The following is a 14,908-nucleotide window of genomic DNA, read 5'->3' as shown; positions in this document are numbered from 1 at the left end:
GCGGCCTGGCGCTGGCGCGCCCAGGATTCACCCTCGGCGGCGGCGAGACCCTTTCCCCAGGCGCGGCGCATCAGCAGACGCAACTGTCGATTGCGCCCGAATGCGCCGTCCTTGTCGAGCAACACCTGCCGCACCGCATCCGGGTGCGACACCACGACGGGCGAGCGCGGCCCCGGTAGTTTCAGCGACCAGTCGGAATAGATTGCGTCGGAGATGACCGAGGCCGGATCGGACAGCGCGCGGGTGAGCATCGCATAAGCCGAGGGCGGCCCGGCGGGCGAGACATAGCGTGGTGGCAACGCTTGGGTGGTCTCGGTCAGCATGCTGTTTCCCCCGAATCGCGGTCTGCATAGGCGTCGATCTGATCTTTGAAAAGCGCGCCGCGCGCGCTGGTTAACCCTCAATATACCTTCCCCTGCGGCGGGCGGGCGGGCATCCCACCCCGCAAAGGAGCCTTGACTCATGCGCCGCATTCTTCCGCTCATCGCCCTCGCCATCGCCGCCCCTGCTGCCGCGCAGCAGGCGCGCGCGCCGTTTACCATTGCCGAGACGGGGCAAGGCTTCCAGACGATCGACGAGGCGGTGCAATCGGTGCGGATGGGGACGCGACGATCCTGATCGCGCCGGGGGTCTATCACCAATGCACCGTGCAGGCGGGCGGGCATATCACCTTCAAGGCGGTGACGCCGGGCACCGCGATCTTCGAGGGCACGGCGTGCGAGGGCAAGGCCGCGTTCGTGCTGCGCGGGCAGGGCTCGACCGTCGATGGCATCGTGTTCCGCAAGATGCGTGTCGCCGATGGCAATGGCGCGGGCATCCGCACCGAAATGGGCGATCTGGTGGTGCGCAACGCGATGTTCCTCGATAGCCAGGAAGGCATTCTCGGCGGGGAGCCGGCCGCGCAGAAGATTTCGATCGACCATTCCACCTTTGCCGGGCTCGGCCAATGCGATGAGAGCCCGAGCTGTTCGCACAGCATCTATCTCGCCAATCGCGGATCGGTGGTGATCACCAATTCGCGCTTCGAACGCGGCACGGGCGGGCATTACGTCAAATTGCGCGTGCCCAAGGTGACGATCGCCGACAACAGCTTCGACGATACGCAGGGCCGCAAGACCAATTACATGATCGACCTGCCCGAGGGCGCGACCGGACTGATCACCCGCAACACCTTCGTCCAGGGGCCGAATAAGGAAAACCATTCGGGGCTGATCGTGGTGTCAGCCGAGGCCAAGACCTACCCCTCGGCGGGGCTGCGCATCGAGGGCAATGATGCGAGCCTTGCGCCCAAGGCCCCGACCAACCCCGCCTTCGTCGCCAATATGAGCGGGGAGCAGCTTGCGGTGGGGGCGAACCGGCTGGGGGCGGGGATCCGCCTGTACGAAGTGCGCTAACGCCAGACCGGGTGCGACTGCAGGGTCGGCGCGTACATATTGACGTAGTGCGCCATGCGCGGGCGATCGCTCGCATTGGGGCTGGCACCGTGCGGCAAATCCTGTCGCCAGATGACCAAATCGCCCGCGGCGGCGGGGATGGTGATCGCTTCCGCGCCAAGATCGACCTGGCGCGGATCGGCGTCGCCCAGCGCATCGAGCCAATCGGCCAAGCGATGATGGAAGCCGGGGACGAGTTGCAGCGCGCCCTGATCGGCGCGCGTGTCGGTCAAATAGAGAATGCCCTGCGTCGCGAACGGGATCGGCTGGGCGAGGCTGACGTCCCAGTGCAGATGCGGGCCGGGAAAGGTGTAGCCGGGGCGCTCGGGTGGGTTGAAGCTCATCCGGTCGACCGTCATCCACAGATCGGCCGTGCCCCAGAGTTGGGCGAAGGCCTTATGCACGCGCGGCGCGGTGCGCGCGACGTCGAGGGCGGGATGCTGGAAATATTGCACCATGATGCCGTTCGTGCGGGGAGCATACCAGCTCGTCGGATCATCGGGCGTTCCCCCGACTTGCTGCCATAACAGTGCTTCGCACGCCTTGGCCTGGTCCGGGGACAGCGCGCCGCGCAGGATCACGAAGCCGAGTGCGTCCCACTGCGCAAGGTCGTCCGCATCCAGCACATCCGGAGCTGCCTCGACTCTGGCGAGGCGCTCCGCCGTCGCGTGGGGCGGCGGAGCGTTATCGAGCCAGGCGTGATAACGCTCCACCCGATCGGCATCGGGCGGCCCCGCGGTTGCGAGGACCCATGCCTGAAAGGTCGCGAAATCGGGCTGGCGGCCAAGGTAGACCGAGGTCTGTTCGACGCCAAGGCCAAGCACGTCGAGCAAGATCCGCGCTTGTATCCGGGAAAGGCTCCTGGGCGCACGAAAGGTTGCCTCCGCCCAATAGCGATCCAGGTCGCGGATCGTCGCCAGCTCGGCCCCGCTCCTGTCCATCAGCGGCAGGGCACTCCGCCTGCCGCCAGATCGAGGCATTTGCCGTCGATTTTCGGGCCCGTCAGCGCGAGGCCGATCTGGTGCGCGAGCGTCGGCAGGATGTCGACCGTCTCGACGCCTGTCGGCTGTTCGAAACCGGTCATGCCCTTCCGCCAGAACAGGATCGGTACGCGGCGATCATAATCATAGGGGCTGCCATGGGTCGCGACATAGCCTTTGGTCGGATCGGGGATCGGGGTGATACGCGGTTTGAGGAAGACGATCAATTCGCCCGACCGGCCAACCTTGTACGATGCCCGGGCACGTTCCAGCAGCGTCCATTTTTCGGGCGGTCCCTTGGGGCTTGGCGTGGCGAGGATCTGCGCTTGCGTGAAGACCTCGGCGACCTGCGCGTTGGCCTTGTAATAGGCGATCGCGGCGTCCTGCACGGCTTTGCGCTGGGCGGGGGTAATGTCCTGGGCGATATAGACGTCGCCATTGGGTATATCGCCGAACAGCACCGGCTTGGCGATGCCGAGCTTTGCCCCGATTTCCTTGCCAACGACGGCGGGCGCGAGCGCGACGGTGGCGCGGGCCGCGTTGGGCAGTCCGGCGTCGATTTCGCGTTCGGGGATGTCGTTGCCGCCGTGGTCGGCTGTCAGCACGACTTCGTAATCGACGCCGGTCGCATCGAGCACGCTGAAGAACGAGCCGAGGGTCGCGTCAAGCTGCTGGAGCTGGATACACATCTCGGCACCCTCAGTGCCATAAGTGTGGCCGATATAGTCGGTGGCGGACGCTCCGACATCAATGATGTCGGTGGTCGGGCCCTGGCCGAGCTTCATATCCTGCACCAGGCCCGCTGCGAGCGCGACGATCGCACCGTCAAAGGCGGGGGACGCACGGAAGGCACCGGCGCTGCCTGCGGCCCGCTCGAAATGCCCCGCCCCTACGGTTTTGCCTGCACCAACGGGCACTGCGCGGTCGTGTGCCTTGCACACCTCCGGGACCTCCAGCGCGGCCTGTGGCTGGGCGATATTGGCAGCGGTCGCTTCATTGGCGCGGACGACAACTGCGGGAGTGGCGCGACCGGCATAGCTGACAAAAGCCTTTCCGTTCCACCACCACAGCTCATCGACAGTATGGCCGCCCATCATCACTGCCGCGCGATCCTTGCCCGCGACCGACACGACACGCACCGCAGGATTGGCCGCCTTCATCCGCTCGCCAAGCGTGGGGACGAGCAAATGCTTGTCGGACACGGTATAATTGGCCGAGGTCGAACCGGGCACCGTCTCGTCTTCGGCGCAATACACTTGCTTGTCGGCGCGGGCGACCGAAAGGTCGGTCCAGTTATTGGCGATGATGCCGGTATGTTCGGGGCGGAAACCGGTGAGGATCGTCGAATGGCCGGGACAGGTTTCGGTTGCGGCGTGGCTTTGATACCCGCTCGGGAACACGCCACCCTGCTGCAGCCGGGCGAAGCGCCGGTGAAGGATTTGCGATATTCCCCGAACAGGTCGGCGGAAAATTGGTCGACCGAGATCACGACGATCAGCTTGGGCGGGGCAGCATTGGCGGTCCGTGGTGCTGGCGGTGCGTCCTTGGCCGCGACTGGTGCGCTAAGCAGCGCTATCGACAGGGCAAGACTTGATACGAACCGTTTCATGATAATCTCCGCTATCGACAGGCTTGACCGCGCGCGCTGCTATGGCCTTGGTGCGCGCGAGCTACAAGGATGGTCGATGCGCTGGTTTCATTACGCGATGGTGACGGTGGTGGCGGTGTTGGGGTTGAGCGCGGCGCAAGCCGAGCCCGCAGCCCCCGATGCGGGCTTGGGGGGGCGGCATCTCACGATGACGCTGGTGGCTGAGACCGAGCATCCGGCCGCCGGGTCCAACGTGACGCTCGCTTTGGCCACGGTCCCGCAACCAGGCTGGCACGGCTATTGGGAAAATCCCGGCGACGCGGGCTTCCCTGCCAAATTGGACTGGTCCTTGCCCAAGGGCGTGACCGTCAGCGACCCGAGCTATCCCGTGCCCGGACGGCTCGTGGTGGCCGATTTGATGAACTACGTGTTCGACAAACCCTATGCCCCGCTGGTCACGCTCAGCGTGCCTGCAGGACTGGCGCAGGGGACGGCCCTGCCGGTGAAGCTGCATGTCAATTATCTGGTGTGCTCGGCGACGGTATGCGTCCCCGAGACGGCGGATTTGGCGATTGCACTAACCGTTGGCGACGGGGTGATCTCCGCGCAAGCGCAGGCGCAGTTCGATGCGTGGCACCGCGCCGTCCCGCGGCCGCTCGATGCGAAAAGTGTTTTTCAGATTGCCGGGGGCACCATTCGCATCGCGATCCCGTATCCGGCGGGAGCGGCGGTAGCGAAGGACGCCTATTTTTACCCGATTACGCCCGGGATGATTGACTATGCCAAGCCGCAGAGCGTGGTGCGGGATGGCGACCGGCTGGTGGTGGAAACCAAGGCGGCCGCTGGCGCGGGCGCAGCGTCGCTAAAGGGCGTGTTGCAGATCGGTGCGCAACAGGGGCTCTTGGTCACGGCAGCGGCGGGCAACGTTGCATCGGTTGCCTCGATGGCGTCCGCGTCGAGGGACAATGTGTGGCTGGCGACGGCGATTGCCTTTGCCGGGGCAATGTTGGGCGGCTTGATCCTCAACATCATGCCGTGCGTCTTTCCGATCCTGAGCCTCAAGGCGCTGAGCCTGGCGCGGGGTCATCTCGACGAGCGCGCGGCACGGCATGAAGCCTTGGCCTATACCGGCGGCGTGGTTGCAGTCTGCGTTGGTTTGGGCGCGGCGATTCTGGCCTTGCGCGCAGGCGGTACAGCGGTGGGCTGGGCGTTCCAGTTGCAGGATCCGCGCGCGATCGTGCTGCTCCTGCTGCTGACCGTGGCGTTGTCGCTCAACTTGGGCGGTTTGTTCGAAATTCCCACCCCAGCGTTCGTCAACCGCAGCGGTGGGGCAGGCGGTGCCTTCGCCACTGGCGCGCTGGCTGCCTTCATTGCGACGCCCTGTACCGGACCCTTTATGGGCGCAGCATTGGGCGCGGCGCTGGTTCTGCCATGGCCGGCCGCTTTGGCGGTGTTCGCCGGGCTTGGGCTCGGGCTGGCCTTGCCGTTTCTCGCGCTCGGTTTCGTGCCTGCGCTGCGCAAGCGCTTGCCCAAGCCGGGGATGTGGATGGAGACCTTCCGGCGCATCCTGTCGGTGCCGATGTGGCTCACCGCCATCGCACTGGCTTGGGTATTGGGCAAAGAGGCCGGGGTCGATGCCCTTGCTCTGGGACTCGTGTTGACGCTCGCTCTCGCGATCGTGTTGTGGGTGGCGGGGCAACGGCAGCGCGCGGGGCTGGGCTTTGGTGTCGTGATGACACTGCTCCTGCTCGGCGTCGCTATCGTGGGTGCCTGGTCTGTCAACGGACGCCATCCGGACCGGGCCGACACCGCTGCGGCGCAGCCGGGGGGTGCGGAGCCGTTTAGCGAGGCCCGGCTGGAGAGCTTGCGCAAGGCCGGGCGGCCTGTTTTCGTTTACTTCACCGCTGACTGGTGCCTCACGTGCAAGGTCAATGAAAAAGCGGCAATTGAAACCGACACTACCCGTGCCGCTTTCGCTGCGCACAATGTTGCGGTGCTCATTGGAGATTGGACCAACGGTGATCCGGTGATGGGGCGCTTTATCGAAGCGCATAACCGGGCGGGCGTGCCGCTATATCTTTATTATGGTCCTGGAACGGGCCAGCCACAGGTGCTGCCGCAAGTTTTATCCTCTGCTCTGCTTGCCAGTCTACCGACGAAATAGTGCGATATAAAGTACGGCGACCATGGTCGTTTTTTGCCTATCATCCAGCACGATGATTTGCATTACTATATCGTATTTATTGTTTTGTGGATGTGGGGTTGCAGGTGTCGTGCTCAGTTAACTCTTTTTTAACCTTTCCCGCGCATTTTCACCCAACCTTAACGTTCGTTAATGCGGGCGAACGGGGCTTAGGTTCGTGGTATGACCGAAGGCCTGACATCGATCCATGATGCTGCCCCCCTTGCGCGCGAGGTGCTGAGTGCGCTGACCGACCGTTGGCCGAATTCTGCGATGCTGCTGCCGGGCGCACTTCCTCTTGCGTCAGGAGGCGTTACGGATCGCGACTTCGTGCATACCGTTCAATATCTGAACGACCACGGATTTATTTCTTACGATGCCATGGTACTTGGTGCCGATCCAGAGCCGCGGGTGATCGGTGCATTGATCACGCGGCGGGGCCAGCACCTGTTGGGTCTAATCGACAAGGTCAGCTGTTAACGCACCGCCGACGCTTTCCAAAAGTGCAGCGGCAATACGCGAAAGCCGCAGCATCATGTCGAGCTCCATCTGCCCAACCTTGCGGTGTTCGACATCGTATACGCCAAGGTGGCCGATATTGTCGCCCGCCGCGGTCCGGAGCGGGAAGCCGCAATAAAAGAGAAGGCCGACCCGCTCGGCGTCTACCGGGTCGAGCCACCGCTGCGGCGCGTCATTGATCGCAAATGAATTCTCGCCGTCGCCCCGCACGGCACATGCGAGTACGCGCTTGTTTTCGCTGGCGTCGGTGATCATCGCCAAGCTGCAGTCAAGTAACGACACCGCCATGAATACGATGTCATCAAGTCTCCGTTCGTGGGAAGCGCGCATAGTTTTAATGGGGGGATCTTCCAAAATATTGCACGGATCACGTGTTCCGCAGTGTTCATGAAGCAACATGAATTTTGGCACGGTATCGCTAATCCCGAAGACGGGCTTTCCCTCGTCCATGTCGTTGGTAAGCGAGTAACACGAAAAACGGGATTTGGCATCAGAGTCGTTCTACTCAATTTGAACGAACGCTTCGCTGTCAGAAACCAATCGGTATTGCTGACGCTTTGCCCCCTTGTGCGGCGCAGCAATCCGTCGCAGCATGGAACCCGCGGCGTTTTGGGGGCTTTACCGTTAGATGGGGATGCGGTCAGCGTTTGATGAAATCATGGGGCAGGCTGGGTCGGCCACGCCCCGCGCAGAATTGGCCGCGCTTGGGAACTGGATCGAGAGCACGCCCGATGCGGAATTGCGCAGGCGGCAACAGTCGGCCGAAGCAACCTTTCGACAACTCGGCATCACTTTTGCGGTCTATGGGGATAGCGATGCAAGCGAACGCATCATCCCGTTCGACATCGTGCCGCGAATCTTCCTCGCCAGCGAATGGGCGCGGCTTTCGGATGGGTTGGTGCAGCGCGTTGAGGCGATCAACGCATTCCTGCACGACATTTACGGTGAGCGTCGGATCCTGGCCGAAGGCGTGCTGCCGCCGGATTTGATCTTCGGCAATCCGCAGTTCCGGCCCGAAATTGCCGGTATCCGACCACCGCACGACGTATGGGCGCATATTTGCGGGATCGATCTGGTGCGAACCGGGCCCGACGATTTCTTCGTGCTGGAGGACAATGCGCGCACGCCCTCGGGCGTCAGCTACATGCTGGAAAATCGCGAGGCGATGCTGCGACTGTGTCCCGAATTGTTTCGCGATTTTCGCGTCGCCGCCGTAGATTCCTATCCCGATCGCCTCCTCGAGACGATGAAATCGGTCGCGCCGCAGGGCGTCGCCGCGCCGGTGTGCGTGGTGTTGACGCCGGGACATTATAATTCGGCCTATTACGAACACAGCTTCCTGGCGGACTCGATGGGGGTTGAACTGGTCGAGGCGGCCGATCTCGTGGTCGATGACGATATCGTCTGGATGCGCACGATCGCGGGGCGCGTGAAAGTAGATGTCATCTATCGTCGCATTGACGATGACTATCTCGATCCGTTGGTGTTTCGGCCGGATTCGATGCTGGGGGTGCCGGGGCTGATCGCGGCTTATGCGGCGGGCAATGTCGCGATCTTGAACGCGCCGGGCAATGGCATTGCCGATGATAAGGCGATCTATTCCTACATGCCCGAGATCGTGAAATTCTATTCGGGAGCGGATCCGAAACTCCCCAATGTCGAAACCTGGCGGTGCCGCGAGCCGCAGGCGCTTCGATACGTGCTCGATAATCTGGCGGATGTGGTGGTGAAACTGGTCGATGGTTCGGGAGGCTACGGTATGCTCGTCGGGCCGACGGCCACCAAGGCCGAGATCGAGGCGTTTCGTGCCGCCCTGATGGCAGAGCCGCACCGCTATATCGCGCAGCCAACGCTGGCGCTGTCGACGGTGCCGACGATGACGGAAATCGGCCTTGCGCCGCGCCATGTCGATTTCCGGCCATTCGTGTTGACCGGATCGAAGGGCGTTCAAGTGGTGCCTGGCGGCCTGACCCGGGTTGCGCTGAAGGAAGGATCGTTAGTGGTCAATTCCTCGCAGGGCGGGGGCACGAAAGACAGCTTCGTATTGATGGATGACGGCGTGCAGCCTGCCGAGTTCCTGACCCAATCGCAGGGGCAGGCCGCGTGAGCCCGGCGCGGACGCGCACGTCGGCGAAGGCGGGTGGCCGATGCTGAGCCGTACCGCCTCATCGCTTTATTGGCTGGGTCGCTATGTCGAGCGGACCGATTTCATCGCGCGTCTGGTGGAGGCGACGGTCCGCCTGGACGTCCTGTCTCCGCGTCCGGCGGGGGAGGCGGCCTGGGCGTCGGCGCTGGCAGTGACCGAAACGGACGCCGCCTTTGCCGAAACCGGGCGGTCGATTACCCAAGCGCATGTCGCGCGGTTTCTTACGCTCGATTCCAGCCACCCGGGGTCGATGGTCCGATCGATCGACATGGCCCGCAACAATGCACGCGCGGTCCGCACCGCCCTCACCAAGGAAGCCTGGACCGGGATCAACCGTGCCTGGTTGATTTTCGACCACCGCACCAGTCCGGGTGCGCAGGGGCAGGGCGGGGCGATGGCGACGCTCAACCTCGTCGAGGCGATCAAGGCGGAAACGCGCGGCTTCGAAGGCGCGGTCCATCGTATGTTGCGCAACCAGACGACGTGGTTCATCCGCCTTGGTCAGGCAATTGAGCGCGCGGACAATACCGCCCGCCTGCTCGATGTGAAATATCACATCCTGCTGCCCGAGGGCGAACGCGTCGGTGGCGTGGTTGATCGCGACCAATGGACAACCATCCTGCAGACGGTGTCGGCTGTCACGGCGTATCGCTGGCTCTATTCCGAAGGCCTGCGACCGGCGAACGTCATCGATTTGTTGATCGCCCGGCCCGAACTCCCCCGCAGTCTCGCCGCGTCGGTCGAGGAAGCGGTCGAGATCCTCAATCTGCTTGCCAAGCGCACCGGGCTCCACGGCGAGGCCGACCGCATGGCACGGGCGCGGCAGCAGCGCCTGCAACGGCTGCGCTCGGGCGACGTGATCGCGCAGGGGCTGCACCAGTTTCTGCAAGGCTTCATTGCCGAAAACGACCAATTGCACATGGCGGTCGGCCGCCAGTTCAAGTTCACCTGATGCGGCTGTCGGTCGATCATCGCACGACCTATCGCTTTTCCAGCCCGCAGGCGCGCTTGACGCAGTTGCTCCGCCTGATTCCCGATGGCACGCATGACCAATCCGTCGCGAGCTGGAACCTGCATGTCGATTGCGATGCCCGCCTGCGGCACGGCCGCGACGGCTTCGGCAATCGCACGACGATGCTCTATGTCGAAGGGCCGATCGAAAGCATCGAAATTGCAGTGTCCGGCGAAGTGCTGACCAACCCCTCCAACGGGGTCGTCCATGGCGCGCATGAGCCGTTACCGCCCGCAGTGTTTCTCCGGACCACGCCCCTGACGACGCCTGATGCAGAGATTGTCGCCTTCGCGCGAGCAATTCGGGAGCCAGATCCGGTTGCCCGGCTTCATGCGTTGAACCTTGCCGTCCATCGCCGCTTCGCGCTCGATCGCGGGCGCGCGGTGGCCGGGCGGAGTGCGATTGCAGCCTTTTCGCAAGGGGAGGCCAGTGCTCGCGATATGGCGCAGGTCTTCATCACGGCGGCGCGCACGCTCGACGTCCCGGCCCGCTATGTCTCAGGGTATAGCCCGGCTTGTGTGGTTGGAGCCGGGCGTCCGGCTCCCCACGGCTGGGCGGAGGCGCATGTGGCGGGATTGGGCTGGGTCGCGTTTGACCCATGTACCGGCCTCAGCGCGGACGAAGCCTATGCCCGAGTGGCAGTAGCGCTCGATTCGGCCGGAGCCGCCCCGGTGGCCGGGTCTCGGCTTGGCGAAGGTGAGGAGATGCTGGACGTCGATCTCCACGTCGATCGCAGCGGCCAATAGGATAGCGTCAGCGACCGCCAGGATCAGCGGGCGCTGGCGAGGTGATCCGAGACTGCATGGCGTTCGGCCGGTGGCCGGTAAGTCGCCTCTTCGTCGACCAACAGGGACCAACCACTCGGGCCGAGCGCTTCGATCGGCTGATAGCGGACCTTGTACGCCATGCGCTGCGACCCCTTAACCCAATAGCCAAGGTAGACATAGGGCAAGCCCGCCGCGCGTGCGCGCAGGATGTGGTCCATGATGATGATGGTGCCGAGTCCCGGGCGCTCGGCATGCTCGGGATCGAAGAAGCTGTAGATCATCGAAAGCCCGTCGGCCTGCTGGTCGGTCAGGCACGCACCGATCAGCTTGCCGCGTTCACCATGTATCGATGGCTCGCGATATTCGACGATGAAACTGTTAACGGGCGAATGCTCGACCATGTCGGCATAATCGCCCTCGTCCATATCCGCCATGCCGCCGCCAGGATGCCGGGCGGCGAGATAACGTCGGAGCAACTGATACTGTTCGTCGGTTGCCCATGGGCGGCAGGCGGCGACTTCCAGATCGGCGTTCCGGCGCAGGTGCTTGCGCTGGGTGGCGTTGGGGGCAAAACCGGCGGCCACCACCCGAACCGATACGCAGGCGGAACAGCCCGCGCAGCTCGGTCGATAGGCAACCGATTGACTGCGGCGGAAACCGATGCGGCTCAGCGCATCGTTCAAGTCGCCAGCTTGTTCCCCACGAAGCTCCGTAAAGACCTTCCGTTCCTGCCGGTCGGGCAAATACGGGCACGGCGAAGGGCTGGTGACGAAAAACCTTGGAAAGCGAAATGGCGCTGTCACCGCGTATCGTTCCTTGAACCAGGGAGCGCGCCGTCGCTGTGGCGGCTCGTGGCCCCGTTATGAATCGGATGGAACGTGATGAAAAGCGGCTTTACCAACAATGGTGGTTAACGCGACGCCGAAAACGACGGACCGTGCGCGATCCACCTATAATGCAGTGTTGAGGTCCATTGCGGAAGGCCGGGGCGTGCGGTTGGTCGCACGCCCGATTCCACTCGTCACGCCAGTTCGACGGTGCTCACTTCATAGCCGCCGACGCGGAGCGCGGCGATCAACCGATCGAGATGCGCACGGTCGCGGGTTTCGCATTCCACATCGGTGATCAACCCCTTGGCCGGCAGGGTGGTGAACACGCGCTGGTGATAGATTTCGATGATATTGACGCGCTCGGCATCGAAAATCCGCGCGACGTTGAACAGTGCGCCGGGCTGGTCCTGCAAGCGGATGCGCAGTCGCGCCAGTCGCCCCGACCGCGCTAGGTCGCGGAGCAGGACGTTGGCCAGCAAACGCGTGTCGATATTGCCGCCGCACAGGACGACGCCGACAGTCTTGCCCGCGAAACGTTCGGGGTGCTGCAGCAAGGCGGCAAGGCCTGCGGCTCCGGCACCCTCGACCACGGTCTTTTCGATTTGCAGCAGCAGGCTGACCGCTTGCTCCAGGCTGCGTTCGCTGACCAATACGATGTCATCGACCAAAGCGCGGACCATGTTCGACGTGATCGCGCCCGGTTCCTTGACGGCAATGCCTTCGGCGAGCGTGTCGCCGGCGCACGGCATGTCGGTGCCGTTGATGCGATTATACATGGAGGGGAACAATTCCGCTTCGACCCCGATGACTTCGATGGGATGGTCGGCCGCAGCCGCGACCACCGCCATGCCCGAAATCAGCCCGCCACCGCCGATTGGCGTAAGGAAGGTATCGATGCTGGGCACGTCCTGCAGCATTTCGATCGCGACGGTGCCTTGGCCTGCGATAACGCGCGCATCGTCGAAGGGGTGGACGAAGGTCAGTCCGCGCTCCACCTCCAACTCACGGGCATGGGCATAAGCGGCATCGAAGGTGTCGCCAAATAGCACGACGGTCGCACCGTGGCCTTCGGTCTGCGTCACCTTCACCGTCGGCGTGTTGGTCGGCATCACGATCGTCGCGGGGATACCGAGCCGGTTGGCATGATAAGCCAGGCCCTGCGCGTGGTTGCCAGCCGACGCGGCGATGACGCCGCTGGTTCCCGCCGGCAGTTGCAACAGCGTGTTGAGTGCGCCGCGCTCCTTATAGGCGGCGGTAAACTGGAGGTTCTCGAACTTCAGATACACCGTTGCGCCGGTCAGCTCCGACAGCGTCTTGCTGATGAAGGTCGGGGTTCGCACGATCTGGTCGGCAATGCGCGCGTGAGCCGCCTGAACATCGGGCAGTGTGACGGGGAGGGTTTCGGGCGCGGGGCGGGTGTGCGTGGCCATTCTGTCTTCCGTTATCCCCGGACGTGTCCAAGGGCTGATCTGCTTTGCTCCGCGTCACGCGAATGACAGCGCCGCACTATGCGCGACACCAACGGAGCTGGCAGCGCGCCTAGACCATCTGGCGCGGCGAAGGAACATTGCTTATCGCCTTACCCATGCAAAGCCCATCCTTCGCTCGCCGTGCAGCGCTTCTTCTCGCGGCACTTTCGCTGCCGACCTCGGCGTTTGCCGATGCGTTGGTGGACAATGTCAACGGCATCACGCTCGACCAAAATGGCAAAGTGGTGCGCTTCACCGGCGTTTTGATTTCGCCCGATGGCAAGGTGGTGAAGCTGCTCGCCGATAATGAGAAGCGCCCGGTCAAGCTGGACTGGCGCGCCGACGAACATGGCAAAGTCCTGCTGCCCGGTTTCATCGACGCGCACGGCCATGTGATGGAGCTGGGTTTTCGCGCGCTCGAGCTGGATCTGTCGGCGGCCAAGTCGCTGGACGAGGCAAAGGCGCGGATTGCGGCCTATGCGGCGGCCAATCCCGACAAAAAGTGGATCATTGGCGGTGGCTGGAACCAGGAAGTGTGGGGTCTTGGTCGCTTCCCGACTGCGGCCGATCTGGATGCCGTGGTCAGCGATCGCCCGGTATGGTTGTCGCGCGCCGATGGTCATGCCAGTTGGGGCAATAGCGCGGCGCTGAAGACGGCCGGCATTTCCGCCAAATCGGTATCGCCCCCCGGCGGCCGCATCGAAAAGACCGGCCTGCAGCCCAATGGCGTGTTCGTCGATGCGGCGCAGGCGCTGGTCGAAAAGGTCGTGCCGCAGCCACTGCCCAAGGATCGCGATTTCGCTTTCCTGAAGGCGCAGGACATTTTGCTGAGCTATGGCATCACCGCGACCGCCGATATGGGGACCGGCATGGACGACTGGCTTGCCTATCGTCGTGTGGGCGATGCCGGCAATTTGCGCGTGCGCATCATGAGCTACGCCATGGGCGTGGACACCGCCATCCGTATCGGCGGGGCAGGGCCGACGCCGTGGCTCTATGGCGACAAGCTGCGCATGGGCGGCGTGAAGCTCTATGCCGATGGCGCGCTCGGGTCGCGTGGGGCATGGCTGAAAAAGCCGTATAGCGACGCCCCCGGGCAATCGGGCGCTGGCTTCCTCTCGGACGACGTGCTGCGCAATTACATGAGTCGCGCCGCGCTCGACCATTATCAGGTCGCGGTCCACGCCATTGGTGATCGCGCCAATGCCGAAGTGCTCGATGCGATCGACGACATGGTCGACACCTATAAGGGCGATCGGCGCTGGCGGATCGAACATGCGCAAATCGTCGACCCAGCCGATCTGCCGCGCTTCGGCAAGAACGGCATCGTCGCCTCGATGCAGCCGACGCACCAGACCAGTGATCGCACTATGGCGGAGGCGCGGCTTGGGCCGGATCGGTTGAGCGGTGCCTATGCCTGGGGCTCGATGCTCAAAAATGGCGCGACGCTGGCGTTCGGGTCGGATTATCCGGTCGAAAAGCCCGATCCGTTTGCGGGCTGGGCTGCAGCCTTCACCCGCCAGGACGCCGATGGTCAGCCTTTTGGTGGCTGGCGGCCCGAAGAGCGCGTGACGCGCGAGCAGGCGTGGTGGGCGTTTACGGGCGCGGCGGCCTATGCCGGTTTTGCCGAGGACAAATTCGGGCGGCTGGGCGTCGGGCAGCGCGCCGATTTCATCATCGTCGATCGGGACCCGCTGCTCGCCTCGCCGACCGAACTGCGCGCGACCAAGGTTGAGCAGACCTGGGTCGGCGGTGTGAAGATGTGGGTGCGCCCGTAGCGCAACGCGACCCGCCTGTCGCGCCGTCCCCGCCACCGTCACCGTCACCGCCACCGTCATGCCGGGCCTGTCCCCGCATCCACCGCGCCGCGCTCTCGCTGGCGATCGTAGCGGACACCGGTGGACCCCGGCACAAGGCCGGGGTGACGGGTGGGGCGTAGTGTACGAAGCCGACTGGCCAGGGCGAGCGTGCACACTGCTTCC

The 14,908-nt window shown here is 63.9% G+C and carries 10 protein-coding genes and 3 pseudogenes; 7 read left to right on the top strand and 6 right to left on the bottom strand.

Features of this window, described 5'->3' with window-relative positions; translation table 11 throughout:
- Positions 1 to 323 (bottom strand): annotated as a pseudogene (locus NW75_RS04250) (cytochrome P450); the annotation flags it as partial.
- A gap of 139 nt (positions 324 to 462) precedes the next feature.
- On the opposite strand from NW75_RS04250, the pseudogene NW75_RS04245 reads away from it, so the two are divergent.
- Positions 463 to 1,394: pseudogene (locus NW75_RS04245) on the top strand (right-handed parallel beta-helix repeat-containing protein).
- Here NW75_RS04245 and NW75_RS04240 read toward each other — a convergent pair.
- Both NW75_RS04240 and NW75_RS04235 read right to left on the bottom strand, forming a co-directional pair.
- Positions 1,391 to 2,257: a phytanoyl-CoA dioxygenase family protein gene (locus tag NW75_RS04240; protein WP_231564939.1), complete on the bottom strand. Its 867-nt coding sequence runs from the start codon at positions 2,255 to 2,257 to the stop codon at positions 1,391 to 1,393. The pseudogene NW75_RS04245 and the gene NW75_RS04240 overlap by 4 nt on opposite strands.
- 116 nt (positions 2,258 to 2,373) lie before the next feature.
- Positions 2,374 to 4,022 (bottom strand): annotated as a pseudogene (locus tag NW75_RS04235) (alkaline phosphatase family protein).
- Between the two features lie 76 nt (positions 4,023 to 4,098).
- Here NW75_RS04235 and NW75_RS04230 point away from each other — a divergent pair.
- Both NW75_RS04230 and NW75_RS04225 read left to right on the top strand, forming a co-directional pair.
- Positions 4,099 to 6,165: a protein-disulfide reductase DsbD family protein gene (locus NW75_RS04230; RefSeq protein WP_033963980.1), complete on the top strand. Its 2,067-nt coding sequence runs from the start codon at positions 4,099 to 4,101 to the stop codon at positions 6,163 to 6,165.
- A gap of 201 nt (positions 6,166 to 6,366) precedes the next feature.
- On the top strand, positions 6,367 to 6,663 hold the full coding sequence (locus NW75_RS04225) for a hypothetical protein (RefSeq protein ID WP_033963969.1): 297 nt from the start codon (positions 6,367 to 6,369) through the stop codon (positions 6,661 to 6,663).
- Here NW75_RS04225 and NW75_RS04220 read toward each other — a convergent pair.
- Positions 6,640 to 7,152 (bottom strand): hypothetical protein, encoded by a 513-nt coding sequence (locus NW75_RS04220; RefSeq protein WP_137902942.1) that lies wholly within the window; start codon positions 7,150 to 7,152, stop codon positions 6,640 to 6,642. The two genes, NW75_RS04225 and NW75_RS04220, sit on opposite strands and share 24 nt — an antisense overlap.
- A 178-nt stretch (positions 7,153 to 7,330) precedes the next feature.
- Between NW75_RS04220 and NW75_RS04215 the strand changes: the two genes are divergently transcribed.
- Genes NW75_RS04215 through NW75_RS04205 form a run of 3 tightly spaced genes read left to right on the top strand, consistent with a single transcriptional unit; the run spans position 7,331 to position 10,606 of the window.
- Complete coding sequence (locus NW75_RS04215; protein WP_033963966.1) at positions 7,331 to 8,809, top strand: circularly permuted type 2 ATP-grasp protein; 1,479 nt, start codon at positions 7,331 to 7,333, stop codon at positions 8,807 to 8,809.
- Positions 8,810 to 8,849: 40 nt separating this feature from the next.
- A complete protein-coding gene (locus NW75_RS04210) occupies positions 8,850 to 9,800 on the top strand; it encodes an alpha-E domain-containing protein (RefSeq protein WP_033963965.1) in 951 nt (316 codons plus the stop codon).
- A complete protein-coding gene (locus NW75_RS04205; RefSeq protein WP_033963964.1) occupies positions 9,800 to 10,606 on the top strand; it encodes a transglutaminase family protein in 807 nt (268 codons plus the stop codon). The genes NW75_RS04210 and NW75_RS04205 overlap by 1 nt, the downstream gene beginning before the upstream one ends.
- A 23-nt stretch (positions 10,607 to 10,629) precedes the next feature.
- Here the strand turns inward: NW75_RS04205 and NW75_RS04200 are convergent, their stop codons facing one another.
- Together NW75_RS04200 and NW75_RS04195 are read right to left on the bottom strand one after the other, a co-directional pair.
- Complete coding sequence (locus tag NW75_RS04200) at positions 10,630 to 11,430, bottom strand: arginyltransferase (RefSeq protein WP_033963963.1); 801 nt, start codon at positions 11,428 to 11,430, stop codon at positions 10,630 to 10,632.
- A gap of 218 nt (positions 11,431 to 11,648) precedes the next feature.
- Positions 11,649 to 12,887: a threonine ammonia-lyase gene (locus tag NW75_RS04195; RefSeq protein WP_033963962.1), complete on the bottom strand. Its 1,239-nt coding sequence runs from the start codon at positions 12,885 to 12,887 to the stop codon at positions 11,649 to 11,651.
- 155 nt (positions 12,888 to 13,042) lie between these two features.
- Here NW75_RS04195 and NW75_RS04190 point away from each other — a divergent pair, with 155 nt between their 5' ends.
- Positions 13,043 to 14,704: an amidohydrolase gene (locus NW75_RS04190; protein WP_033963961.1), complete on the top strand. Its 1,662-nt coding sequence runs from the start codon at positions 13,043 to 13,045 to the stop codon at positions 14,702 to 14,704.
- Positions 14,705 to 14,908 lie beyond the last annotated feature (204 nt).

Source organism: Sphingomonas sp. Ant H11, from assembly GCF_000797515.1.
Lineage (GTDB): Bacteria > Pseudomonadota > Alphaproteobacteria > Sphingomonadales > Sphingomonadaceae > Sphingomonas.
Note: the sequence above shows the minus strand (reverse complement) of the source record. Positions and strands in the feature narration are given on the sequence as shown.